Origin of the sequence: Pseudomonas sp. TJI-51 (assembly GCF_000190455.2) — a bacterium.
GTDB classification, from domain to species: Bacteria; Pseudomonadota; Gammaproteobacteria; order Pseudomonadales; family Pseudomonadaceae; genus Aquipseudomonas; species Aquipseudomonas juntendi.
In genome coordinates this window covers 10,699-34,799 of sequence record NZ_AEWE02000118.1, presented here as the reverse complement: position 1 = coordinate 34,799, position 24,101 = coordinate 10,699, and the positions used below count along the sequence as shown (strand labels likewise).

Genomic DNA, 24,101 nt, shown 5'->3' with positions numbered 1-24,101 from the left:
GGGCGCAAGGCCTGGCAGTTAGCCTCGACCTTGCCGGCCGACAAGCTGTCGCAGGTTCACAACGCCGGCATCAACACGTCGTTGCTGGTCGAGCACGCCTACAACCCAATCCACCGCCGTTACCAATACGACCCGGCGGGTGAACTGGTGCGTACGCTGAACAAGCTGCGTGGCGAGATCAAGTACGAGTACGAAGCCAACGGCCAGTTGCGCAGCCGTGATACCGGCTCGCTGGTGGGCAGCGAAGAGTTTCGTTATGACCCGGCAGCCAACCGGTTGGACTTCAATGCGCGGCAGTTTGCCAAGGTCAAGGACAACCGCATCAAACAGTGGCGGGATCAGGAGTACCGCTACGACCCGTGGGGCAACCTGATCGAGAAGCGCTCGGGGCACAGCAAGCTGCAGCACTTTACCTATGACTGCTAGAACCGGCTGGTTAGGGCTGAGACGGTGGTCAATGGCAAGCTGGAGAGCCGAGGTGAATATCGTTACGACAGCCTTGGGCGGCGGGTGGCCAAGCGGGCTGAGATCAATGATGAAGTCGAACTGAAGCACTTTCTCTGGCAAGGCTTGCGGATGCTGAGGGAGGAAACGCCTGGGCACAGCATCTTGTACCTGTACGAGCCGGGTAGCTATGCGCCGTTGGCGCGGGTTGATCAGGTTGAAGGGGAAGGGCAGAAGGTCTATTACTTCCATACTGACCAGATTGGCACGCCGCTGGAGCTGACCGACTGCGACGGCACGGTCGTTTGGCAGGCGACCTATCGCTCTTGGGGGGCGATAGAACATCTAACTGTTAGTAAGGTTGAGCAGAACCTACGCTTCCAAGGCCAGTACTTTGATCATGAATCAGGACTGCACTACAATACCTTTAGATATTATGATCCGGAAGCTGGGCGTTTTGCTACTCAAGACCCGATTAGATTAGCAGGCGGGCTAAATTTATATTTTTATACGCTCAATCCCATCAATTGGATTGATCCGTGGGGGTGGTCTGGTGTAGACGGTAGCGGTCGTCGCTATCTAGTTCACAATATAGCGTATGGACCAGTATAGAGATGCCGCAAGAAATTCATAGTTTGAACAGGGGGGCACATTTCAAATATGCTAATGAAGAGCTATACAATCGTACGCTACAAGACCCTGAGCTTAAGGCTGCTTTACCCGCTGAAGTAGTGGAGCATATTCAACCCGGACCCAGAGGAGGCTTCAGTGACAGAAGCCCACCAAACCACTCTTGGCACCATAATGCTCAGTCCCCTAAAGATGTTGAGCTTATTCCGAGAGCGCAACACCAAGCGAAGGGACCGGTGCAAGCGAGTTTACATCCTAATCAAAAGGGTGGATTTAAGGCATTACAAAACACATCGTGCTGAGGTGGTTATGAGAGTTTATAGCATACGAGAAGTTCTAGAAAATCTGGATAAAATGCCGGACTCTTGGTTCTATTTGCCAAATAGCAATTGGACCCTGGATACAAAGGGTGCGTTCTCATTAGATAGTCGTGACTTTCCTCCAGATTCGACTGATTATCTCCCGCCGCAGGTGGCTAATGAAGGATGGATCGAGACACTAGACACTCCAATGATACAGGATGTAATTAATTATACGGACCAGCAGCTTCCCTCGGCCACTGTTGAGGATTACTTTGAAGCTTTTAAATACTATTTTGAAAATGACGCTTTTTTAGAATTCTAGATTGCAAGGTTTACTAGGAATTGTTTCTAGGGCAAGAAGTGGCAAAGAGCTTATGTTGAGCGCAAGCCAGACGGTGAAATGCTGCGTATTAGCCACCCGGACGGCACCACGGAAACCTTCACTTACAACGGCCTTGGCCAGGTGCTCAGCCACACCGATGGCAAAGGCCAGACCACCCGCCTGCTGCGCACTTCCCGTGGTTTGCCCAGTAACCGTCAGGACCCGAAAGGAGAGATGGTTCGCTACGGCTATGACAAGGCCTTGCGACTGACGTCGCTGGTCAACGAGAACAACGCGACCTACAGCTTTGCCTACGACGTGTCGGACCGGCTGATTGAAGAGGTGCGGATAGATAACCTGACCCGGCGTTTCAGCTACAACGTCGGTGGCCATCTCACGCGACTGGATGAGATTGGCTACGGCGAAAATGCCGAGCGGCCAGAGCGGCATACGCTGTTCGAGCGTGATGCCATTGGCCGCTTGATCGCCAAGATCAACAGCGATGCAACGCAGACATTCGCTTATGACGATGGCGACCGGTTGCTGAGCATCGAGCGGCAACCAACTGGGACAAGCAAGAAGTTTGGTATCACGGAAGAAAAGCTCAAGTACGCCTATGACCTGCTGGGCCGGCTGACGCAGGAAATCACGCCCGACGGGACGCTGGGCTATGAGTACGACCCGCTCAGCAACCTGACGACCCTGACGTTGCCGGATGGCCGCAAGGGCAACCACCTGCACCAGTTCAACCTGGACGGTCAGGTGATCAGCGACATGGAGCGCGACGACCTCCACCGCGAGGTCTACCGCCCCCTGAGCAAGCTCACCAGCTGCTTCGGTATGACGCCATGAGTCGCAAGGCCTGCCAGCTTGCCGAGACCTTGCCAGCAGACAAGCTATCGCAAGTGCCTAGCACCGGTAGCAGCGCAACTAACCCTCAATTGGCCAAGAACGCACGTGGCTCGTGACGGGCGTCGCGGGTCAGCGCAGCCAGCACCTGCAAGGGGTTCTGGCCCAGCTCGATGGCCAGGCCCAGGCGTATGCTGTCGATCACCCGCTGCAGGCGCACCGGGTCGTTGCGCTGGGCGCGGGTGATCAGGCGCTTGGCAACCACGCCAGCGTCATCGGAAAGGGTCAGCATGATGCTGCCGTCAAGGTTGGCAATGCTCAGGTTTACCCGGTATTCGGGGGCGAAGGCGGCGCTGATCTGCTCGAATGGATTGTTCATGCCTGAAGCCTGCAAAGGTGGACTGCAGAAATTGACCGGCCCGCACCCGGTTCGTTCAAGTAGGGCAATTGGCCATTAGCGCAACTACACTCCTTGCATCGCAGCCGCGACGCATGGCCAATGGCCGGCAAAGGAGTGCCCGTGCTTCCCTCATTCGCTGCCCGCCAGCGTGGCGCAATCGGCCTCATGGCAGTGGTTACCCTGGGCCTGGCGCTGTTGTTCATGCTGCTGGTGATCGACAGCGGCCGGTTGTACCTGGAGCAGCGCAAGCTGCAACGCATTGCCGACATGGCCGCGCTGGAGGCGGCCGGCCAGTATGCCGTTTGCACCGGCAGGGGGCCGCAGGCCACGGTGGTTGCCCGGGCGGCGGCCACCCGCAACGGCCATGCGCCCGGCAACCCGCTGGCGGCCAGCTGCGGCTACTTGCAGACCGGCGCCAACAGCCTGCGCACCTTCACCACGGACAACAACCGCACCGAGGCGATCCGGGTAGATGTGAGCAACACGGTCCCCACCAGCGTCGCGGCGGGGGTGTATAGCCTGGCACAGGGCACAGGGGTGCCGCTGACCACCACCTTGCACGCCCATGCGGTGGCATCGTCGCCTGTTCCACCGCAGGCCATGCTGAGTATCCGAACCACCCTGGCCACCGTCGATTCGCGACAGTCGGCGTTGCTCAATGCCCTGCTTGGTGCCTTGGGCGGTAACGTGCAGCTTGATGTGGCCGGTTGGCAAGGCATTGCCAGCACCCAGCTCAACGTGCTGCGCTACCTGGACCAACTGGCCATCGACCTCAACCTCAAGGCCGGTGACTATCGGCAACTGCTCAGCGCCGATGCTACCGCTACGCAACTGCTGCAGGCGGCGGTGAAAGTACTGCAGCAGAGCGGCGCGGCCGCCAACGTGGTGACCAACCTGGGCAAGCTGGCACTGGGTGCCAGCAACAGCACCTTGCTGCAGCTGGGCGATTTGCTCGACATCCAGAACGGCACCACGCAGGCCGGGCTGGATGCCAGCATCCAGTTGCTGCAACTGGTGCAGGGCGTTATCCAGCTGGCGGTCAGTGAAAGTGCGGCAACGGTGGACTTGCCGGTCAGCGTGCTGGGGCTGGTCAATGGCCGGGTCCGCCTGAAAGTGATCGAGCCGCAGCAGATTTCTGCGGTGGGTGACCCGCGCACCGATGAATTGCGGGTACATACCGCGCAGGTGCGGGCGATGATTTCGCTCGACCTGCCGCTGCTCGACTCGGTGTTCGGCTTGCTCAGTGCGGTACTCGACCTGGTCTGGCCGATCACCAATGTGCTCAACAACCTGCTGAGCCTGAACCTCGCCAGTACCTTGCAATCGGTACTGTGCCTGGTCGGCGTGCCGTGCACTGTCACCGATATCATCCTGGTCCCGGACAAGCTGTCGCTGGATATCGGCCTTGAGGTGGCGGAAGCGACCACGCGCCTCGACCCGCAGGCCCCAGGCACCTTCAGTTGTTCACCCAAGCGCCTTGTCACGCAAGCGCAAAGCTCGGCGGCCAAGGTTGCGGTGGGGCGTTTCGAGTCCAGCAATGCGTTCTTCATGAGCGGCACCACGGTGGTCAAAGCATTGCCATTGGTGGACATCGGTACCAAGCGGTGTACCCGGTTGCTGATACTGCCCGCCATCTGTGACGCCCGCATGCCCTTCACTGGAGGCGGGCTGGGCGTGCGCGTCAACAGCAAGGTTTTGGGCAGCGGGGCCGTCGAGCGCCCACTGGTGTTCCAGGCGCCCGACAGCGTGCCGCCCAACATCGGCCTCAGCCCTGCCTACCAGAGCATGCAAACCGCCAACAGCACGGTCGTCGGCAGCCTGGCCGAGACCTTGCAGGGCATACAGCTGGAAGCCTACAAACCCACCGTGAACAGCGGCCTAGGCGATGTGCTGGTGCTGGTTGGCAACGTGCTCGGCACGGTCAAAGGTATCGTCGAGCCCTTGATCAGGAACCTGCTCAGCCCGTTGCTCGACCCCTTGCTCAACGTGCTGCTCAAGGCCCTTGGCATCGACCTGGTCAACGCCGAGGTCGGCGCCAACCTCACCTGTGCCAACCGCGCTCAGTTGGCCTTGTAGATCGGCAACCACACTTCGAAGCAGGCGCCTTCGTTGCGGTTGTGCACCGCCAGCCTGCCGCCCATGGCATCGACGATGCCGTGGCTCACCGACAAACCGAGCCCGGTGCCGACCCCTGCTGGCTTGGTGGTGAAGAACGGCTCGAAAATGCGCTCGAGCAGGCGCGGGTCGATACCGCCGGCGTTATCTTCCACCAGCAGGCACAACTGCCCGTGCTCGATGCGCTGGCCTACGCGGATGTGTGGGTGGGCAACGCGCCGTTCCAGCAAAGCGTCCCGCGCATTGACCACCAGGTTGATCAGCACCTGCTCGAGCTGGTCCTGATGGCCAAGCACGTGCGGGCACCGCTCGGGCGCCTCGATGGCCAGCGTCACGCCTTTGCCGCACAAACCCTCGGCCAGCAGCCCCTGCGCACCGAGCACCGCCACCCAGGCGGCGAACACCTGCTGTTCCACCTCGGACCGCCGCCCATGGGTGCGCAAATGCTCGACCAGGCGAATGGCGCGCTCCAGCTGGTTGTCGATGCGCTGCAGCTTGCCTGTGAGGTACGGAACATCGGCGGCACCGCTTTCCAGGCGTTTCAGCCCGTTGACCACCGCCAGGCGCATGGTGGTCAATGGCTGGTTGAGTTCATGCACCAGCCCCGTTGCCAGTTCGCCCAAGGTGGCCATCTTGGCTGCCTGCAGCAGTTGCTGCTGGCTATGGCGCACTGCCGTGTTGTCGCGGGCAACTGCCTGGATCTCCACCAGTTGCCCGTGCTCATCGAACAGGCCACGCTCGGCCCACACCCACCAGGCGTTGCGGCGCCCCGGTAATTGCAGGCAGACCTCGGCACTGCTCAACGGCTGCTGCGGGCTCAGCGTGGCGAGGCGCTGCACGAACGCCGTGCGTTGGCTGTCGCTCATCCACTGGCCCAGGTTCATTGCGCCGAGTTGCTGTGGCGGGCACTCCAGCAGCTCGGCCAGCGGCCGATTGCCGAACAGCAATTGCAGCGCAGGCGTGTAGCGGCAGATCAGCGCGGGCGAGTCTTCCACCAGCGCCCGGTAGCGCTCCTCGCTCTGGCGCACGCGTTCGGCAGCCTCGGTGGCCTCGCTGACATCCAGCCACAGGCCCACGACCTCCACCGGTTGCCCCAGGTCGTCACGTAGCAGGCGGGCCTCGTCCAGTATCCAGTGATAGCCGCCGCGCTCATCACGCAAGCGGTAGCGGCTGCGAACCTGGCCGTCGCGCAGTAGCGTGCGCGTACGTTCCAGCCATAGCGTGCGGTCGTCCGGGTGCACCGCCTGGCCGGGCTGCTGAGCCAATTCGCCGTCTTTGGGCCAGCCCAGTAGCGGTGTCAGGCTGGCGCTGAAAAAATCACTGTGCAGCGCCCCGTCGGCGTAGCGCTGGATGTAGATCACCGCTGGCGAGCTGGCGATCAGGTTTTCCAGCCGGGCGCGGGCCGCCCCGGCCTGTAGCTCCTGGGCTTTCAAGGCGCTGATATCGAGCACGAAGCCCTGAACCTGGCGCCCGCGCAGCTGGCCGACCCACTGCAGCCAGCGTGGGCCCGCCAGGTCGTCGGCGGGCAACAGGCGCAGGTTCAGGTTCAAGGCGATGCCGTCGCGCAGTTGCGCCAGCGCCATGCGTGCAGCTTCGCGGTCGGCCGGGTGCAAACGGCCGAACCATTGTTCGCAGGTGGCATCCCGCGGCAGGCCCAGGCGTGATGCCAGGGCTGGGTCGAATGCCAGTGGCCCCTGCAAGGGCCATGACCACCAGCCAGCGCCCAGTTGCTGCTGCAGTTCATCCAGGTGGCAGGCGCGCTGCTGCAGCTGCTGCTGGCGCAGGCGGCTGAGCAGCGGTTCGACCAGCGCGGGCACCAGGGTAGCCTGCGCTTGGGGTGTGGGTGGCCTTGGTGCCCCGGCACACAGTAACCAGGCCTGAACACAATGGCCGTGCTGGTAGGGCAGGGCGACCAGCGGCAGGCCGGCAGCCGACGACTNNNNGGCGGGTGCCCGGCCGCCAGCTGCCGAGCGGCGGCTGGCAACGTATGCAGCCAGGCACGCAGGCGCTCGTCGTCTGCCCAGGGCCAAACGGCATCGCTGCTGGCGTAGCTGTACCAGCCGCTGTCACCTGGCAGCAGCAGGCGCAGGGCCCCCGCCTGCCAGTGCTCGGCCAAGTGTTGCAGTTGAGCGGTTGTGGTCGGCAGCAGGTGCTGTTCGTCGCAGTCACGCATGGCACGGCCAAGCGCCAAGGCCAGGTGGTGCTGCGCCAGGTCATGGGCGTGGTTTTCGCGCTCACCCAGCAGGTCGCCGATATCGAACACCTGCAGCAGCCACCCGTCAGCCTGGCGCAGGAGCCAGCCGCGCGTATGCAGAGCAGTGCCGTGCACGGTCACGAAGTCCAGGTCCAGCGGCTGCCCCCGCCCGTCCGCCCGGGCGGCNNCGGCTGCCCCTGCCAGTCCGCCGGGGCGCCTTCGAGTACCAGCCAGCTATGCCGTTGCAGGTAGTCATGCACCCGCGCGGCGTGGTGCGGGCTTGCCGGCAGCAGCGTGCGCAGCGGCCCGGCCAGGCGCAGCACGTGGCCTTGATCATCCAGCCACAATTGCAACCCGGTGGCTGGAGGGTGCTGTTCTGCCGGCAGCGGGGCCTGGCCGCCGAGCCAGCGTTCGAACAGGCCGTTCACAGTTGCAGGCTCGCTTCGGCACGCAGCCGGTCGGGTAGGCGCGGTACCTCGCCAATCAACGGCAGCACCAGCATGGGCAGCACATGGGTGAGTTTTGCCTTGGGATAATCGATGGCTACCGTCAGCAGCTTGTCGGTGCCCAAGGTAACCTGTGCGTCGCTGGCTGGCTGGAAGTCGAAGGCAGCAGGCAGCCACTGCAACTGCTGGCTGATGACCTGGCGGGCCAGGTTCTGCACATCGTTGGTGTAGCTGGGGCTGTCCGGGTCCAGCGCCACGCACCGGCGCACCGCCTCGGCGCTTGCCTGGTTGAACGATTGCAGCATGAGCATGGGCAGGGAATAGCTGACAAGGCCGTAGAACACGGCGAAGAAGATCATGAACACCGCGGCGAACTCGATGGCTGCCGCACCGTGCTGCCGTTTTGCCGGGCCTGCTTTCATGATTGCGTCTACCCTGACCATGTGTCCTGAACAACAGCATAGAACCGATCGACGAACAGGGATGGCCAATTGCCCATGCACAGCTTTGCATTGCTGGTCTGGCTAGCGTTGTGCGCCGGGCAGGATGCCCGCGAACGGCAGATAGCCAATGTACTGACGCTGGGTGCCGCAACCCTTGCGCTGGCCTGGTTGCTGGCCACAGGGCGCAGTTGGCTCGGTGCCCAGGGCAGTGATGCGGCGCTGGCGTTGTTCATCGTGCTGCTGCTCACGCTGCCGGGCTACGCGCTGGGGCAGTTCGGGGCCGGTGACGTCAAGCTGCTCGGTGCGTTGGCGCTGGCCAGCAGCGTTGCTCACGTGCTGGTCACTTTCATTGCTGCGGGGGTGGTGCTGGTGGCCTGGCAACTGGTTCGCCGAGGTGCGCGACAGCCGCGGCAAAAAAGGCCGTTCGCGCCCTGTCTGCTGGCAGGCTTTGCCGTCTCACTGGCCTGCCTGGGCTGAGCGTTGACGACACGGCAAGCCCCCGCTAATTGTTGCGCTCGGTCATCTTGGTCCAGCGGTAGAAGTCGGGGATCTCGTACTTGTAGGTATCCAGCCAGCGCTGCATGGACTGGTCGCGTTCCCGCGCCGTTTGTACCTGCAGGTGGCGCGAGGCCTGTGCGCCGCTGGACTGCACACGCAGCAGCCGCTCGGTGGCCGTTTCATCCTGAGGGCTCGGGCGCGGGTATTGCTCGGCGTGCAGCGCCGCGCTACCCATGCAGCAGGCCAGCACCATCATGTACCTGATCATGTTCACCTCCCAGTTTCAATTGACCATCGGCTGCGATGCCTGGGCCGAGGCGACCGGGCCTCGGCCACCGGCCTTGATCTGCCCGGCCCGCGCCTTGGCCGCGGCAAACTGCCGGGGCTCAAGCTGCAAGCGGCCGACCAGGTCGGTCGCCTGCTGCCAGTTGTCCTGGAGCAGCGCCAAGGTCACCAGGTTGATCGCAGGCAGGGGGTTGTCGTCTTTCAGCTCGATGGCCGTCAGCAACTCGAAGCGAGCCTGCTCGTAACGCCCCAGGTTCATCAGGACCACGCCCAGGTCATTGCGTACGCGTTCATCGGTAGGCGCCAGGCGTACTGCACGCTGCAGGTTCTGCAAGGCCTGGATGTCGTCGCCACGTGCCGCGGCCAGTTGGCCCAGGCCATGCTCGCCTTCGGCAGCCAGGCAGCCGCCCAGCAGGCTGCGGTACAAGGGTTCGGCCTCGCCAAGGCCAAGCAGCCGGGACACTTTGGCCTTGCGCAGGCGCACCTGGTCGAGGGTGTCCGGCAGTTGCTGCAGGTGCGCAAGGCTGGCATGCGGGCGGCCGTCATTGAGCATTTCGTCCGCCAGGTTCAGGGCCAGTTGCTGGTCGGCGTCCGGCTTGCTGCAACCGGAGGCGGTGAACAACGAGCGCAGGTCTTGCGGCTGTTGCCCGGCGCAGCCGCTCAGCAACACCAGGCATGCGCACAACACGACTGTCTTCATCCCGCTTTCCTCAGGGGCTCAACGCCCGCGCCAATGCAGAGAAGCCTGGCCCGGCAAGCACGATCAGCAGGGCCGGGAACAGGAATACCATCATTACCGCCGACATTTTTGCCGACATCATCGACACCCGTTCTTGCAGGCGGGTCAGGCGGCGGTCATCGAGCAAGGCTTTGAGGGCCAGCAACGACTTCATTGCGCCGCTGCCCTGGGCCAGCAACTGGCGCAGGATCACGCAGGTGTCGGTGAATTCCTCCCCCGCCAGTACCTGTGCGGCCTTGTCCAGCTCCGGGCCCAGCCCCAGCCCCGAATCCACCCGCTGCAATACCTGGCGCAGTTCTTCACTGATGTTCGGAATCAGTGTTCGCCCTTCCTGGCTCAGCAGGCGCAGTGCCTGCTCGACCGCCAGCCCGGTTTCGAACAGAATTCGCAGCATGGGGATCATCAGGCCAACCTCTGCGGCAATGCGCTGTTGGCGCCGGGCGGCAGCCAGGGCCAGCAGGCGCTTGGGCAGCAGGTAGGCGGCGCCCAAGGCACACAATGGCCAGACCACCCAATGGGCGGCGGCAGCGCCTTTGAAGCCTTGCTGCAATAGCAGCGTCAGTACCACCGCCAGCAGTGGCAGGCCCAGTTGCACGGCGGCGAACAGCGCGCGCTGGCGGCTGCGACGCCAGCCTATACGCTCGAGCAGCGCCTGGCTTTCACCGTCGAACTTCTGCAGCCGCTGCCCCCAGGGGCTACTGCCCAGCCAGTGCAGCCAGCCCTCCAGGCGCTCGGCACGGGCCAGGCGCCCCTGTAGCCTTCGCGCCACCAGCACCCGGGCCCGCCATTGGCGAATGGCCTGCTGGGCAAACAGGCCGGCGGCGATCAGCAGGCACAGGGCGCAGATCAGCATGGCCATGTTCACAAGCTCCTCATCATGCGCCACAACACCAGGCAGCCGAGTACCTGCAAGGCGAAGGCCAGCAACAGCATCAGTTGGCCGCTGCTGTCACGCCACATGGCCAGCAGGTAGTGGGGGTTGGCCAGCAGGAAGTAACCGACCATCGCCAGTGGCAACGCCCCGAGAATGATGGCCGTGATGCGCGTTTCGCCGGTCATGGCCTTGAGCTGGCGGGCCCCTTGCTCGCGCTCGCGGATCAGCTTGATGAGGTTCTCCATCAGTTCGCTGGCGTTGCCGCCATGGCGCTGGTTGATGCGCAAGCCCAGGGCGAACAGCCGTAATTCGTCTTGCTGGTGCAACTCGGCCAGTTCGGTCATGGCGTCCTCCAGCGGCACGCCCAGTTGCACATTGCGCCGGACCCTCGCCAGCGTAGTGCGCAGTGGCTCGCGGCTGCTGTCGATAGCGCCCAGTACCGCATCATTGAGCGTGCGCCCGGCCTTGAGGCTGCGCACGCTGTAGTCCAGCAGGCCGGGCAGTTGCTCGACCACGTGCCGCATGTGCCGACGGCTCTGCCAGCTGATGAGCAGGTAGGCAATGGCCGGCAGACCGGTCAGCAGCATCAGCGCAGCGACCCAGCCAAGCGCGACCAGCGCCAACAGCGCCAGCCCCAGCCAGGCCAGCAGCCAGCGCTGGGGGTGCAGCTCGACAGTCGTCAAGCCGGCACGTTGCAGCAGCGGGTCGAGCCAGCTGCGCCGTGCCGTACCATTGCGCACAATGCTGAACGCGCGCCCGAGGCGTTGCAAGATGCGCTCTTCGTGCCGCTTGTACAGGCCGCGGCGCAACAGCAGCAGGGCCAGGCCCAGCAACAGCGGGCACAGCGCCAGCAGCAGCGGGCCGGTCACAGCAGGCCCTCTGCCTTGAGCTTGCTGCCGGCCGGGTGGAGCGCCTCGCGCAGGAAGCTGTCACCGCCCCGGCGGTCCAGGCGGAACAAGGTGTTGGTGACATACACCTCATCGCGCACGCCAACCACCTCCAGCACTTCGCTGACGCAGCGTCGGCCATCGGGCAGGCGGGTCAGCTGGATCACCACGTCCAGCGCTGCACAGACCATTTGCCGCAAGGTCTTTTCGGCAACTTGCCGGCCACTCAGGCCGACCAGTGTCTCCAGGCGCAAGAGTGCGTCCGCTGCGCTGTTGGCGTGAACGGTACTCATCGAGCCATCATGGCCCGTGTTCATCGCGGTCAGCACATCGAGCACTTCGCTGCCGCGGATTTCGCCGAGGATAATGCGGTCCGGGCGCATGCGCAGGGCGTTGCGGATCAGCTCGCTGGCCTTGATCTCGCCGTGCCCTTCGGCATTAGGCGGGCGGGTTTCCAGGCGCACCACGTGGGGGTGGTGCAGTTGCAGTTCGGCAACGTCTTCGATGGTGACCAGGCGCTCGCGAGGGGCGATCATCTGGCTGAGGATGTTCAGCAGGGTGGTCTTGCCGGTGCCGGTGCCGCCGCTGACCAGAATGTTGCAGCGCTTGCCCACGGCGCGTTCGAAAAAGTCGAAGATAGGCTGGTCGATAGCGCGGGTGGCCAGCAGGTCGGCACTCTTGAGCATGTCCTGGCGGAATTTGCGGATCGACAGGCACGGGCCGTCCAGCGCCACGGGCGGAATGATCGCATTGACCCGGCTGCCGTCGGGCATGCGGGCGTCGACCATGGGCGAGGACTCGTCCAGGCGTCGCCCGAGCGGGGCGAGGATGCGTTGCATCACCCGCTCTACATGGTGGGCGTCGATGAACCGCAGGTCGGTCTGCTGCAACAGGCCGGCCCGCTCGACGAACACCCGATGGGGGCCATTGACCAGAATTTCGGTGACGCTGGGGTCACGCAGCAATACTTCCAGCGGGCCGAAGCCGGTCAACTCGTCCACCAGCTCTTCGGCCAGCCGCTCCATTTCATACCGCGACAGCGCCAGGCGCAGGCGCGCAACGTAGTCACCAACCTGCTCCAGCACGAACTGGGTCAGCGCCGGCCGTGCGCCCTCCAGCAGGTTGCGGCCGCTGTCCTCGATGGCATCGATGGCAAAGCGGTGCAGTGCGCGCTTGAGCGCGTAGTGGTCGCCCGCGGCCGGTTGCGGGCCACCAAACGGTTGATCGTTGTTCATTTGCTGCCCCAAAGCCGGCGCAGCCAGGTGACGGCCGGCGGTGCGAGGTTTTCCGAGCGCCGGGCCAGGCGTTCGCCCAGGCTGCGCAAGGCTTGTGTAAGCTGCTCACGGGGGGCCAGTTCGAACAGGCTCAGGCCCTGGTTTTTCACGTTCAGGCGCACTTCAGGGCTATAGGGCAGGGCCCTGAGCAAAGGCAGCGCGTAGCGTTTGGCCAGGGTGTCGGCGTCGGGGGCCACGTTGCTCAGGTAGCGGTCCACCAACAGGCTGGCGTGTTCCAGCTTGATGCCGTGATCACGCCACAGGTCGAGCACCTCCAGGTTGCGCCGGCACTCGAGAATGTTCTGGTCGGTGTAGATGATCAGTTTGTCGCAGTGGCTGACCAACGTGCGCAGGGCCTCGCTGTCGGCATGCCCGGCGAGGTTGACGATGATGTGCTGGAAGTGCTGGCGCAGGGCGCTGAGCAGCATGTACAACTCGGCTGCGCTGGTGTGTTGCAATGGCTCGTCGGTTTCGGCATAGGTCAGCAGGCGCAGGCCTGTGTTGTCGCGGGTGAATGCGCTGTCGATCAGTGTGGTGTCGAGGCGGCGCAGGTGGCGCAGGGCGTCACCGAAGTAGAACGATGCCTCCAGGCCCAGCAGCGCCAGGCTGTCGCCACGCGGCAGGCCCAGATCCAGCAGCAGGGTTTGCTGGCCGCTCTGCTGTACCACACGGGCAAGGTGGGTAGTGAGCAATGCGCCGTCGGCACCGCTTTGCACCCCGAACAGCACCGTCAGCCCGCCCAGGCTGGGGTTGCTGGCCACCGCCGGCATGCGTTTGCCCAGGCGCCGCACCAGCCCGGCCACTTCGCTGGCGCGCGAGCCATAGGCGACGAAGTCGCGGGCGCCAGCGCGCATGGCATGCAGCACCAGCTGGTTATCCAGGCCATCGCCGAGGGCGACGATCGCCAGCATTGGCTTGGCCTCCAGCACGCCCTCGATCAAGGCGCACTGGTTGATCAGTTGCTCGCGGTCCAGGCCGATGAACATCAGGTTGCTGAAGGTGGCATTGACCAGGGCCAGCAGCTCGTCGAGGCTGCCACCGTTGGCGCCGATCACCTGGCCTTGCGGTGCCAAGGCGCCCTGCAGCCAGTGCAGGTCCTCTTCGGTGCGGGTGATGGCGAGGAAGGTCGGGTTCAGGCTCTCGTTCATTGCGACAGCCCGCCCTTGCCATCGAAGTTGCCGTTCTCCAGGAAGAACAGGCGGCCCCAGCTGGGGTCGTAGTTGCGCAGGTGCTCGCCCGGCAAGGGCGGCAGCTTTGCATTGACCGCCAAGGGTTGCACCAGGTGCGGGGTGACAATCATCAGCAGTTCGGTTTCGTCGCGGCGCATGGTCGAATTGCGGAAGAACGCCCCCAGTATCGGCAGGCTGCCCAGGCCGGGTAGCCGGTCTACCGCTGAACGGGTGTTGTTGCTGACCAGGCCGCTGATGATGAAGCTTTCGCCATCGGCCAGGGCGATGCTGGTGTCGGTGCGCCGTACAGTCAGCCCCGGGACCTGAGTACCGGCGATGGTCACCACGTTGCTGTAGTCCAGCTCGCTGACTTCGGGGGCAACCTTGAGGGTGATCCGGCCTTGGCTGATGACCGTCGGGGTCAGTGCCAGGCGCACGCCGAACTCCTTGTACTCGATCGAGACGTTGTCACTGCCGGCACTGGGCACCGGGATCGGAATTTCGCCACCGGCCAGGAAGCTGGCTGTTTGGCCACTGAGCACGGTCAGGCTCGGGCGCGCCAGGGTGTAGGCGAAACCGCTGTTCTCCAAGGCATTGATCATGGCCAGGAAGCGGCTGCTGCCACCGCCCCAGACGATGTTGAAGACGCTATTGTCGAGTGGAATACCGGGGCGCACATCCGCATATGCGATAGGGTTCTCACCTGTCTGAGCGCCAGGCACATAATCAGGGCGCACTACGGTATTTGGCACCGTACCTGGCGAGCCAATCAGGCTATTGTTCGACCCCTTGAAAAACAGCCGTGCCCCTGCCTCCTTGTATTTGCTGCGGCGCACTTCGACAAACCGGATATCGGCTTGCACCTGGCTGGGCAGTTGCGTGTCCTGCGACGGCAGGAAGCTGTCCTGGGCCATATCGGCGCTGGCCCGCCCGCGGACGAACACCATCGCCTTGTGCGGTGACGGCGTGCAGGCTGTCCACATCATCAGGCTGGTATTACCCTGGCCCACCGCGGTAATCACCACACCGCGCTCACCGCTGGCCTGGACATCGGCCACCTTCGGCTCGCCGACCGCAACCCGCTCGATCGCCACCGGCAAGCGCAGTTCCTGCTGCAGGCCCTGGTCGATCTCGATGATCGCAGGCAGTTGGCCGAACGCTTCGCAGCCTTTGGGTGCCGCCTGCGCCTGGGGCAACAGCGCGGCCAGCAGCCCGGTCCAACATGCTTGTCTGAAGAAGGAACTTCGCATCACTGCATCCTTGCCGATTCAGGGGTTGTTGGCGCTTGCTTCAGCCGTGGCACCACGGATGATGTGCATGGCGGGCGCGGCGTGGCTGGGCGCCGGGCTCGCCACACTGGCCACCGGCGCCTGGGCCAGCTGGCTGAAGCGGTAGAGCGCGCGGTTGGCGGCCTCCACCACCTGCGGTATCGCATCGGCCTCGCTCCAGTAGCGCGCCAGGCGCTGTTCATCGGCACTGCGCACCGCCAGGCGCAAGGTGCCGGCCTGGGCGGCCAGCATCAAGCGGCTGGCCATGGCCTCGGGCACGGCCACTGCCACCGTGCGGGTGCCTGCGCCGTTGCCCAGGCCGCTCTGGTCGCGGCGGGCCTTTTGCTCATCGGCGCTCTGCGCCGGGCGGCCATCGTTGGCCAACCCCGTTTGCTCGCCGACGCTCAGCACACGCAGGGCCGGCAGTACCACCTGGGCCGAGGCTTGCGGGTTGTTGGGCTCTTCGCGCAGGAACAGCAGCACGTCAACGTAGTCACCCGGGCGCAGTTGGCCAGCGGCACCGACCACTTCATCCACGCCCAGTGCCACCGCCCGCTCGTGCGCGCGGATCATCCGTGCCAGCGGCCCGCCGGCCTGAAAGCTGGCTTCTTCCAGCCAGGTGCCTGCCGCCAGGGGCCGGGCGCTGCTGCGGCCGATCACCTGGGCGACCTGTTGATAAGCACCGGCTGGGGCGACCTGCAGGCGCTCAACCAGCACATCGTCTTCAGTGAGTGGGGTATTGGCTGGCACGGACTTGCGCAGCACGACCACAGCCGTGCGCGGCACTTCCACTGGCGCGCTGGGCGCTGGCGCTGTGGCCACGCTCGGCGGTGTAACGGTAGGCGCGGGGGCAATGGGGGCGACCGGCGGGCGGCTGAGCACCACGCCCCAGTAGCCTGCCAACAGCGCCGCCAGCAAGAAAAACGCGGCCAGGAATAGGGTCAAGCGGCTGCTCATCTCGGCCTCCCTGCACGCGTTGGATGATGGCGAAAAGTCACTATTTCGCTATAGCAAGTTAGCGCAGCCATCGCCATTTGCCATGAGCCCGGGGAGTTTTTTTCAGGGTGCCGAGCAGGTCGCGTGAAAACAAAGAGTTAGCGAGTGGCGGGTGGTTAACCTAGGCGGGCTAATACTTTCTAATTAACCCTTTAATACATTTGCAGTTCGCACCGGCTTGGCAATTCTTTGATGGCAGATCGGTGTCATTTTGATACCACCGCCGCCGGCATCCATGCCGCAAGGAGCTGAAGCATGAAACTGTTCATTCTGCACTGCATGAATTTCCTGCATCGCAAGGACGGTGCATCCGGTATCGAATACGCCGTCATCGCAACCATGGTTGCAGTGGTGCTGGCGGCTTTCGTCGGGGATATTTCCACGGCCGTGAACACAACATTCACGACCATCAAAAATGCGCTTTGAGGCCTGAAAGGGAGCCAGCGGCATGCAGAACGCTTGCGCGCGTCAGCAGATCCTCCTGGTGGATGACGAGCAGGACGTTCTGCTGGAATTGGCGGAGCTGCTCGAAAACGAAGGCTTCGCCTGCCTGACCGCCACCTCGGTGAAGGCGGCCTTGCACCAGCTGACCTGTCACCCGGACGTAGCCCTGGTGATCACTGATGTGCGCATGCCGGGCGAAAGTGGCATCGGGTTGATCAAGCGCTTGCGCGAGCATACCGCCCGCCTGCATTTGCCGGTGATCGTCATGTCGGCACAGGCCGACCTGGATGACGTCAGCGAATTGCTGCAATTGCAGGTACTGGACTTCTTCCGCAAGCCGATCTACCAGGCCCGTTTGCTGGAAACCCTGGACAACCTGTTCCCCGTATCACGCTTGCGCGTCGTCAATTGAATTGACCTGGGCAGGAACGAAAACGCCCGGCACTCGGCCGGGCGTTTCGGTGGTTGCGATCAGGCGTCGGGGTCACTCAGTTCCAGGGCGCCGCGTTTGCTGCGCAGCTTGCCGTAGAAGTGCTCCAGCGCGTGGTTCAGCTTGGTGGCGGCACCATCCACTGCCTGGTCCAGCGAAGCGGCAGTGTGGGTCACGGAAATCGGTTGGTGGCCTTTGGGGCGAGCCTCCATCTGGCAGCGTTTGTCATGCGGTCCGGGCTTGGCGCCATTTTCGTCGCGCAGGTGCACCTCGATGCGGGTGAGGTCGTCCTCGTAACGTTCAAGTGAGCTTTCCAGTGTACTGCGGACCCACTGGTCGAGCCGGGCGTTGCCTTCGAAATGGTTGCTGCTGTTGACCTGGATTTGCATGATTCAATCCTTATTCAGCTTGCTCGCATGGAGGCGCGGCCAGGTCCTTGAGACCGTTGGAAATTCTGCGCCTCTTGACTCTAAGGTCAGGCAACCGCCGGATGAATTCAAGCCCTTTCGGAAAATAAATTTCTTGTTGCATATCTGCGCGCACCGGCAGCTTGTCGTTGAAGCTTTGCTTATGAGAATTGAAATCATTAGTATTGCAGCCCCGAACACGCCCGGACCTTCGCCATGACGCGCAAAACCGCCGGCCTTCCGCTCAGCTACCGCCTGGCCGTGGCCTCACGCAGCCTGGCTGCGCTGCTGGGCGGCTATTTGCTGGCGTCTGCGGCCAGCGTCTGCATCGCCCTGGTGGCACCGTTGCCCAAGGTAGACGCCACGCTGATCGGCCTGATGCTGTCGTTCGTTTTCTACCTGCTGGCCTTCATCTGGTGCTTCGCCTGCCGCAGTGCCTGGCGCGCGTGGCTGGGCGTGCTGGCGCCAAGCCTGGTACTGGGCGTGATCAGTGGCATTGCCTACTGGGTGAAAACCTCATGAAAGACGGCTTCCGCCAGGCCATGGCCTGGCTGCATACCTGGACCGGCCTGATCTTCGGCTGGCTGTTGTTCGCCATTTTCCTTACCGGCACGCTGTCGTATTTCAAGGAAGAGATCAGCCAGTGGTCGCAGCCCGAAGTGCGCAGCCATGCACTGGACCCGGCCCATAGCCTGGCCCTGGCACAGCGTTACCTGCAGGACAATGCCGGGCATTCGGGCACCTGGTTCATCCGCTTGCCCAACGCCCGCGAAGCGGGCTTGAGCGTGGGCTATCGCGACCCCAACGGCGGGCCGCGCGGCTTTGTCAGCAAGACCCTCGATACCCAGACCGGGCAACCGGTAGAGGCACGCGACAGCCGCGGCGGCGAGTTCTTCTACCGCTTCCACTTCCAGCTGCAGATGCCGTACCCCTATGGCCGCTGGCTGTCGACCTTCTGCGCCTTCATCATGCTGCTGGGGCTGGTCACCGGCATCATTACCCACAAGAAGCTCTTCAAGGAGTTCTTCACCTTCCGCCCCGGCAAGGGCCAGCGCTCGTGGCTGGATGGGCACAACGCGATCGGTGTGCTGGTGCTGCCGTTCCACCTGATGATCAGCTACAGCAGCCTGGTGCTGTTCATGTACATGGTGATGCCGGCGGGGATCATGGCCAGCTATGGCAACGACACCGGCAAGTACTTCAATGACCTGTTCGGGCGCAACGATGCACCCAAGGCGGCCCAGGTGGCTACGCCGCTGGTCGCGCTGCCCAGCCTGTATGCCAAGGTGCAGGCGCTGCAACCCGAGGCACGCATTGGCAACATCCAGGTGCAGAACCCGGGCGACCGCAATGCCCGTGTCACCTTCACCCAATCGGCGGCCGACCATGTGGCCTACCGGCGTAGCGCCAACTGGACGTTCGATGGCGCCAGCGGCACGCTGCTGAGCCAGGGCAAGCCGGAGAGCGGGGCCATGATGACGTCCTTCAGCTTTGCCGGCCTGCACATGGGCAACTTTGCCGGGCCCTGGCTGCGCTGGCTGTATTTCTGCTTTGGCATTGCCGGTACTGCGGTGATAGGCACAGGCCTGGTGATGTGGCTGGGCAAGCGCCAGCTCAAACATGCCCAGCGCGCGCACATGCCCGGCGAGCTGCGCCTGGTCGAGGTGCTCAATATCGCCAGCATGAGCGGCCTGCTGCTGGCAGTGGCGGGCTTCTTCTGGGCCAACCGGCTGATCCCGGCCGCTGCCGCCGGCCGTGCCGATTGGGAGGTGAATGTCTTCTTCATCGTCTGGGGCCTGTCCCTGGCCCACGCCGTACTGCGCAGTGGGCGCCGGGCCTGGGGCGAGCAGCTGGCGCTGGGCGCATTGGCCTTCGCCTTGCTGCCACTGCTCAATGGGCTGACCACCGACCGTGGCCTGAACCATTCGCTGGCGGCAGGTGACTGGGCCATGGCAGGCCTGGACCTGACCGCGCTGGGTACTGGGCTGTTCCTGGCCTGGCTGGCCGGCAAGATGCTGCGCAGCCCCGCGCCGCTGGCCAAACGCGCGCCGCGGCCGGCAAACAAGCCGCGCGCCGAAGCGGCGCAGGCACGCTGATGCTGGGGAACGCATTGCTCGCCTACGCAGGCTTCGTTGCCTTGTGCCTGGCCATGGAAAAACATTTTACCGGCCTGCTCGGGCGCAAGCCGCACCCCGGCCAACTGCGCCTGTTGCGCGTGGCGGGCTGGTCGTTGCTGGTGTTGTCGCTGGCGTTCAGTGTGCACCTGCGTGGCTGGGCCCATGGCCTGGTGGAGTGGGCGGCGGTGATGATGGCGGCGGTCACCGTGTGGGTCTTCGCCCTGCCGTACCAGCCGCGGCTGTTGCTGGGCCTGGCTGCCGGCAGTGTGCTGCTGGGCCCGGTGCTCGCCCTTTTTGCGGTGTGACAGCATGAGCGAGCAGGGCGATACCCTCGGGCCGGATGCCGACAGCGCAGGCGGGCGTGCGCGTTTTGTCCAGGTGTTCCAGGCCCAGCGTGCACGCATGGAGGCACTGGTCAGCCGGCGCGTGGGCTGCCGCGCCACGGCGTCGGACCTGGTCCAGGAGTTGTTCCTGCGCTTCTGGCGTCGCCCCGAGGTGAAAGTCGAGGCGCTGGATACTTACCTGCTGCGCTGTGCCGGCAACCTGGCCATCGACCACCTGCGCAGTGAGGGCAGCCGCGAACGCATTGCCGAAGCCGCGCTGGCGGTGGACGAGGCGAGCATGGCGCATGCGCCGGAGCAGGCCGTGGAAGTGGACCATGACCTGCAGCGTATCGAGGCTGCCTTGCGCGCCTTGCCCGAGCGCACCCGGCAGATCTTCCTGCTCAACCGCATTCACGGCTGCAAGTACGGCGAGATCGCCAAGGCCATGCAGCTGTCCCAGAGCGCGGTGGAAAAGCATATGATGCGCGCCCTGGAAGCGTGCAAGGCGAGTGTTGCCGAGCCCGCGTCCACCCCGCGCCGGCCTGGGAGAGCCTGCCGATGAGTCCTATACCGCCGATCACCGAGGCGCAGGCGCAGGCCGCTTTGCGTTGGCTCAGTCGCATCAGCGAGCAACCTGCAGTGGCCCAGGGGGCCTCGTTCAAGCGCTGGCTGCTGGCCGAGCCCGGGCACCGCGCCGCGTACGAACAGGCCCAGGCGCTGTGGCGCAACAGTGGTGTGGCGGCGTCGCGGCTGGCTGCCGAAGAGCATGCCAGCCTGCAGCCCTACCTGGCCGCCATGGCTCCCCCCGCCGGCCCGGGGCGCCCGGCCCTCCCGGGCCGCCATGGCTCGCTCGGCTGCCAGGCGCGCCGGCCGCGCGCGCCTGGCGGCAATCGGGCTGGCGGCCTGCCTGGTGCTGGCCATTGGGGTCGCCGGGGGCTGGCACCCAGGCTACTGGCTGCAGGACCTGCAGGCCGACTACAGCAGTGCCGGGCAGATTCGCCAGGTTACCCTGCAGGACAACTCGCAGGTGACCCTGGATGCGGGCAGTGCAATTGCGGTCGATTTTGCCCATGGCGAGCGTCGCGTGCGCCTGCTGCATGGCGCGGCGTTCTTCCAGGTCACGCATACCGGCGAGCCCTTCCTGGTCGAAGCCAACGGCGGTGAAGTGCGGGTACTCGGTACCCAGTTTGAGGTGCGTGAGCAGGGGGGCGGCACGCAGGTCACGGTGCGCAGCGGGCGGGTGGCGGTGAGCCCGGCCGCGGGGGCCGCGGCCAGGGAGCTGACGGCCAACCAGCAGGTGAGCTACGGCGCCGGCCGGGCCGGCGCAACCCTGGCGGTGGACAGCGACAACCGCCTGGCCTGGCGCCAGGGCTGGCTGAATTACTACCAGGTGCCGCTGGCGCAGGTGGTCGAGGACCTGGGGCGCTACTACCCGGGGCGGATCGTCTTGCTGAATGAGGAACTCGGGCAGCGTAAGGTCAGTGGCAGCTTCCCCTTGGCCGAGCCGCTGCTGGCACTGGATTCGCTGGGCAAGGTGATGGGCTTTTCACGGCAGACCGTCCTGGGCCGTTTGACGCTGATCCGCTAGCCCCTGTACCGGCCGCCGTTGGCGCCTGCCGTGGAAGCGGATTTGCCCGCGAACCGGCAGCACCGGGAAAATATTTTCAAAAGCGCATGAGGTAACCGACCGTGGCATCCGTGTAATGAGTGGAAGTGCGATTCATTCGTACTCATATTCCTCTCACAGGTCCGCGTCCATGAAGTTCTCCCCGCGTTGCGTCCCCCTCTGGTTCGGCCTTGCCATGCTCCCGACCGTTGCCGTGGCTCCCCAGGCCAGCGCTGCCGAACAACAGCAGGCCTACGCCTTCGCCCAGCCGGCGCAACCGCTGGCCCAGGCCCTCAGCGCCTTCAGCCGTACCACGGGCCAAAGCGTGGTCTACACCGTAGCCTTGCCCGGGGTGCAGGCGCCGGCGCTGACCGGCACCTACAGTGCCGAACAGGCGCTGCAACTGCTGCTGGCAAGCAGCGGGCTGACCTGGCGGCGCCTGGACGCGCGGACTCTCACCCTGGACGCGCTGGATACTACCGGTGCCCTCAACCTGCAGGCCACCACGGTGACCTCGCTACGGGACGACTACAGCTACCAACCCCCAGCCACGGCGTCGATCATGCGTGGCCAGGGCGCCAACCAGGACATTCCCCAGGCGATCAACGTGGTCCCGGCGCAGGTCATCCGTGACCAGGCGCCGCGCAACCTTGACGATGCCCTGGCCAACGTCAGCGGCATTACCCAGGGCAACAACTTCGGCGGCACCTCCGACACGGTGATGAAGCGCGGCTTCGGCGACAACCGCGACGGCTCGATCATGCGCGATGGCATGCCCATCGTGCAGGGCCGCAGCCTCAATGCCAGCACCGAACGGGTCGAAGTGCTGAAGGGGCCGGCCTCGCTGCTGTACGGTATCCAGGACCCGGGCGGGGTCATCAACGTGGTCAGCAAGCGCCCCCAGCTCGAGCAGTACAACGCCCTGAACCTGCGGGGTTCCACCTACGGCAGCGGCAAGAACGGCAGCGGCGGGGGCTTCGACAGCACCGGCGCGCTGGGCGACAGCAACTTTGCCTACCGCATGATCGTCGACCACGAAGACGAAGATTACTGGCGCAACTTCGGGGTGCATCGTGAATCGCTGGTCGCGCCGTCGCTGGCCTGGCTGGGCGAAGACACCCAGGTCGTGCTGGCCTACGAGCACCGCGAGTTTCTCTCGCCGTTCGATCGGGGCACGGCCTTTGGCAGCAATGGCCACCCGCTGGACATTCCCGCCACCCGGCGCCTGGACGAGCCCTTCAACGACATGGAAGGGCGCTCGGACCTGTACCGTCTGGAGGTCGACCACCAGTTGGCCGATGACTGGAAGCTGCACGTTGGCTACAGCTTCAACCGTGAGACCTACGACGCCAGCCAGGTTCGCGTCACGGGGGTGAACCAAGCCAATGGCACCCTGGCCCGCAGTATCGATGGCACCCACGGTGCCATGAGCCGTGACCAGTTCGCAACCCTGAGCCTGACCGGCACCGTGCAATTGGCCGGCATGCAGCATGACTTGCTGCTGGGCGCCGACCATGAAGACCGCAAGGTCTACCGCGCTGACCTGATCCGGCAAGCCGCGCGGTCCCGCTTCAGCTACGTGAACCCGGTGTACGGGCGGGAAGTGGAAGGCACCACCGTGCGTGCCAGCGACAGTGACCAGACCGACAAGCTGCGCACCGACGCGCTGTTCCTGCAGGACGCGCTGCACCTGGACGATCACTGGATCCTGGTGGCCGGTGCACGCTTCCAGCAGTACGACCAGTACGCCGGCCGTGGTCGCCCGTTCACGGCCAACACCGATACCAACGGCCAGACCTGGGTGCCACATGCCGGTATCGTCTACAAGGTCGATGAGCAACTGTCGTTCTATGGCAGCTACAGCGAATCGTTCAAGCCCAACTCCAGCATCGCGCCGCTCACCGGGGGGGTGGTACTGGACTCGTCGGTGGCGCCGGAAGAGGGCAAGTCGTGGGAGCTGGGCGCCAAGCTCGACATGCCAGGCAGCCTGACCGGTACCTTGGCGCTGTTCGACATCACCAAGCGCAACGTGCTGGTGGCCAATTTCGACACGCGCACCGGCGATACGCTTTACAGCAATGCGGGTGAAGTCAATTCACGCGGGGTCGAGCTGGACCTGACCGGCCAGCTCAGCGAGCGTTGGAGCCTGATCGGCAGCTATGCCTTCACCGATGCCAAGGTCACCAAGGACCCCGACCTCAAGGGCAACCGCCTGCAGAACGTGGCCAAGCACAGCGGCTCGCTGTCGGCGGGGTACGACTACGGCAGCCTGTTCGGCGGCGACCGCCTGCGCTTTGGTGCCGGGGCACGGTATGTGGGTGAGCGCAGCGGCAACGCGACCAACACCTTCGACTTGCCGTCCTACACCGTGGCTGACGCATTTGCGACCTACGAGACCAAGCTCGATGAGCACAAGGTGTTGTTGCAGCTGAACGTGAAGAACCTGTTCGACAAGGTGTACTACAGCTCGGCGGTGAACCAGTACTTTGTGGCGATTGGGGATGCGCGGCAGGTGAGCCTGTCCAGTACCTTTGAGTTTTAGGGAGCAGGGGCCGCTTCGCGGCCCATCGCAGGCAAGCCAGCTCCTACAGGTACTGCATGGAGCCCGGGCCTGATGCAATCCCTGTGGGAGATTCTAT

The 24,101-nt window shown here is 64.3% G+C and carries 21 protein-coding genes and 3 pseudogenes; 12 read left to right on the top strand and 12 right to left on the bottom strand.

Translation table 11 applies throughout. The features are described 5' to 3' along the window. Both G1E_RS28000 and G1E_RS22655 read left to right on the top strand, forming a co-directional pair. Window positions 1-996 (top strand): annotated as a pseudogene (locus tag G1E_RS28000) (RHS repeat-associated core domain-containing protein); the annotation flags it as partial. A gap of 756 nt (window positions 997-1,752) precedes the next feature. Further along, a pseudogene (locus G1E_RS22655) lies at window positions 1,753-2,618 on the top strand (type IV secretion protein Rhs); the annotation flags it as partial. A 17-nt stretch (window positions 2,619-2,635) separates the two neighbouring features. Here the strand turns inward: G1E_RS22655 and G1E_RS22650 are convergent. Beyond that, complete coding sequence (locus G1E_RS22650; RefSeq protein ID WP_009684480.1) at window positions 2,636-2,926, bottom strand: DUF3509 domain-containing protein; 291 nt, start codon at window positions 2,924-2,926, stop codon at window positions 2,636-2,638. A 141-nt stretch (window positions 2,927-3,067) separates the two neighbouring features. Here G1E_RS22650 and G1E_RS22645 point away from each other — a divergent pair, with 141 nt between their 5' ends. Beyond that, window positions 3,068-5,023, top strand: coding sequence for a pilus assembly protein TadG-related protein (locus G1E_RS22645; protein ID WP_256220457.1), 1,956 nt, complete (start codon window positions 3,068-3,070; stop codon window positions 5,021-5,023). Here G1E_RS22645 and G1E_RS22640 read toward each other — a convergent pair. After that, the gene (locus G1E_RS22640) at window positions 5,008-6,879 is read right to left on the bottom strand and encodes an ATP-binding protein (protein ID WP_371259956.1); all 1,872 of its coding nucleotides are present in this window, start codon (window positions 6,877-6,879) and stop codon (window positions 5,008-5,010) included. The genes G1E_RS22645 and G1E_RS22640 overlap by 16 nt on opposite strands. Window positions 6,880-7,680: 801 nt before the next feature. Then, window positions 7,681-8,124, bottom strand: coding sequence for a TadE/TadG family type IV pilus assembly protein (locus G1E_RS22635; protein WP_033690841.1), 444 nt, complete (start codon window positions 8,122-8,124; stop codon window positions 7,681-7,683). 75 nt (window positions 8,125-8,199) lie between these two features. Here G1E_RS22635 and G1E_RS22630 point away from each other — a divergent pair, with 75 nt between their 5' ends. After that, complete coding sequence (locus tag G1E_RS22630) at window positions 8,200-8,622, top strand: prepilin peptidase (protein ID WP_009685009.1); 423 nt, start codon at window positions 8,200-8,202, stop codon at window positions 8,620-8,622. A gap of 25 nt (window positions 8,623-8,647) precedes the next feature. Here the strand turns inward: G1E_RS22630 and G1E_RS22625 are convergent, their stop codons facing one another. From G1E_RS22625 to cpaB, 8 genes are read right to left on the bottom strand one after another with little or no spacing between them, the layout of a single operon-like run. Next, the gene (locus G1E_RS22625) at window positions 8,648-8,911 is read right to left on the bottom strand and encodes a DUF3613 domain-containing protein (protein WP_009685010.1); all 264 of its coding nucleotides are present in this window, start codon (window positions 8,909-8,911) and stop codon (window positions 8,648-8,650) included. A gap of 15 nt (window positions 8,912-8,926) precedes the next feature. After that, window positions 8,927-9,628 carry a tetratricopeptide repeat protein gene (locus tag G1E_RS22620; RefSeq protein ID WP_009685011.1) on the bottom strand — a complete coding sequence of 234 codons (702 nt, stop codon included), beginning with the start codon at window positions 9,626-9,628 and terminating at the stop codon, window positions 8,927-8,929. Between the two features lie 10 nt (window positions 9,629-9,638). Beyond that, window positions 9,639-10,526, bottom strand: a complete 888-nt coding sequence (locus G1E_RS22615; RefSeq protein ID WP_047150123.1) for a type II secretion system F family protein — start codon at window positions 10,524-10,526, stop codon at window positions 9,639-9,641. Between the two features lie 2 nt (window positions 10,527-10,528). After that, window positions 10,529-11,410: a type II secretion system F family protein gene (locus tag G1E_RS22610; protein WP_009685015.1), complete on the bottom strand. Its 882-nt coding sequence runs from the start codon at window positions 11,408-11,410 to the stop codon at window positions 10,529-10,531. Next, window positions 11,407-12,663 carry a CpaF family protein gene (locus G1E_RS22605; protein WP_009685016.1) on the bottom strand — a complete coding sequence of 419 codons (1,257 nt, stop codon included), beginning with the start codon at window positions 12,661-12,663 and terminating at the stop codon, window positions 11,407-11,409. The genes G1E_RS22610 and G1E_RS22605 overlap by 4 nt, the downstream gene beginning before the upstream one ends. Next, window positions 12,660-13,850 (bottom strand): hypothetical protein, encoded by a 1,191-nt coding sequence (locus tag G1E_RS22600; protein WP_009685017.1) that lies wholly within the window; start codon window positions 13,848-13,850, stop codon window positions 12,660-12,662. Before G1E_RS22600 ends, G1E_RS22605 begins: the two co-directional genes overlap by 4 nt. Continuing rightward, the gene (locus G1E_RS22595) at window positions 13,847-15,121 is read right to left on the bottom strand and encodes a type II and III secretion system protein family protein (protein WP_047150122.1); all 1,275 of its coding nucleotides are present in this window, start codon (window positions 15,119-15,121) and stop codon (window positions 13,847-13,849) included. The genes G1E_RS22600 and G1E_RS22595 overlap by 4 nt, the downstream gene beginning before the upstream one ends. 18 nt (window positions 15,122-15,139) lie before the next feature. Next, the gene (gene cpaB / locus G1E_RS22590) at window positions 15,140-16,096 is read right to left on the bottom strand and encodes a Flp pilus assembly protein CpaB (RefSeq protein ID WP_009685020.1); all 957 of its coding nucleotides are present in this window, start codon (window positions 16,094-16,096) and stop codon (window positions 15,140-15,142) included. A 294-nt stretch (window positions 16,097-16,390) separates the two neighbouring features. Here cpaB and G1E_RS22585 point away from each other — a divergent pair, with 294 nt between their 5' ends. Together G1E_RS22585 and G1E_RS22580 are read left to right on the top strand one after the other, a co-directional pair. Beyond that, entirely contained in the window at window positions 16,391-16,561 is a 171-nt protein-coding gene (locus tag G1E_RS22585; protein WP_029885790.1) for a Flp family type IVb pilin, read from the top strand. 22 nt (window positions 16,562-16,583) lie between these two features. Continuing rightward, entirely contained in the window at window positions 16,584-16,991 is a 408-nt protein-coding gene (locus G1E_RS22580; RefSeq protein WP_009685022.1) for a response regulator, read from the top strand. A 59-nt stretch (window positions 16,992-17,050) separates the two neighbouring features. Here G1E_RS22580 and G1E_RS22575 read toward each other — a convergent pair whose 3' ends face one another. Beyond that, a complete protein-coding gene (locus G1E_RS22575) occupies window positions 17,051-17,398 on the bottom strand; it encodes an HPF/RaiA family ribosome-associated protein (protein ID WP_009685023.1) in 348 nt (115 codons plus the stop codon). A gap of 234 nt (window positions 17,399-17,632) precedes the next feature. Between G1E_RS22575 and G1E_RS22565 the strand changes: the two genes are divergently transcribed. The 6 genes and pseudogenes from G1E_RS22565 (at window position 17,633) to G1E_RS22540 (ending at window position 24,004) form a co-directional block, all read left to right on the top strand. Then, window positions 17,633-17,938 carry a DUF3649 domain-containing protein gene (locus G1E_RS22565; RefSeq protein WP_009685024.1) on the top strand — a complete coding sequence of 102 codons (306 nt, stop codon included), beginning with the start codon at window positions 17,633-17,635 and terminating at the stop codon, window positions 17,936-17,938. Continuing rightward, entirely contained in the window at window positions 17,935-19,512 is a 1,578-nt protein-coding gene (locus tag G1E_RS22560; protein WP_009685025.1) for a PepSY domain-containing protein, read from the top strand. The genes G1E_RS22565 and G1E_RS22560 overlap by 4 nt, the downstream gene beginning before the upstream one ends. Further along, window positions 19,512-19,838: a DUF3325 domain-containing protein gene (locus G1E_RS22555; protein WP_047150121.1), complete on the top strand. Its 327-nt coding sequence runs from the start codon at window positions 19,512-19,514 to the stop codon at window positions 19,836-19,838. The genes G1E_RS22560 and G1E_RS22555 overlap by 1 nt, the downstream gene beginning before the upstream one ends. A 4-nt stretch (window positions 19,839-19,842) precedes the next feature. Next, window positions 19,843-20,418 (top strand): RNA polymerase sigma factor, encoded by a 576-nt coding sequence (locus G1E_RS22550; RefSeq protein WP_047150120.1) that lies wholly within the window; start codon window positions 19,843-19,845, stop codon window positions 20,416-20,418. Next, window positions 20,415-21,444 (top strand): annotated as a pseudogene (locus tag G1E_RS22545) (FecR domain-containing protein). The gene G1E_RS22550 and the pseudogene G1E_RS22545 overlap by 4 nt, the downstream one beginning before the upstream one ends. A gap of 169 nt (window positions 21,445-21,613) precedes the next feature. Beyond that, window positions 21,614-24,004 carry a TonB-dependent receptor gene (locus G1E_RS22540; protein ID WP_047150119.1) on the top strand — a complete coding sequence of 797 codons (2,391 nt, stop codon included), beginning with the start codon at window positions 21,614-21,616 and terminating at the stop codon, window positions 24,002-24,004. Window positions 24,005-24,101 lie beyond the last annotated feature (97 nt).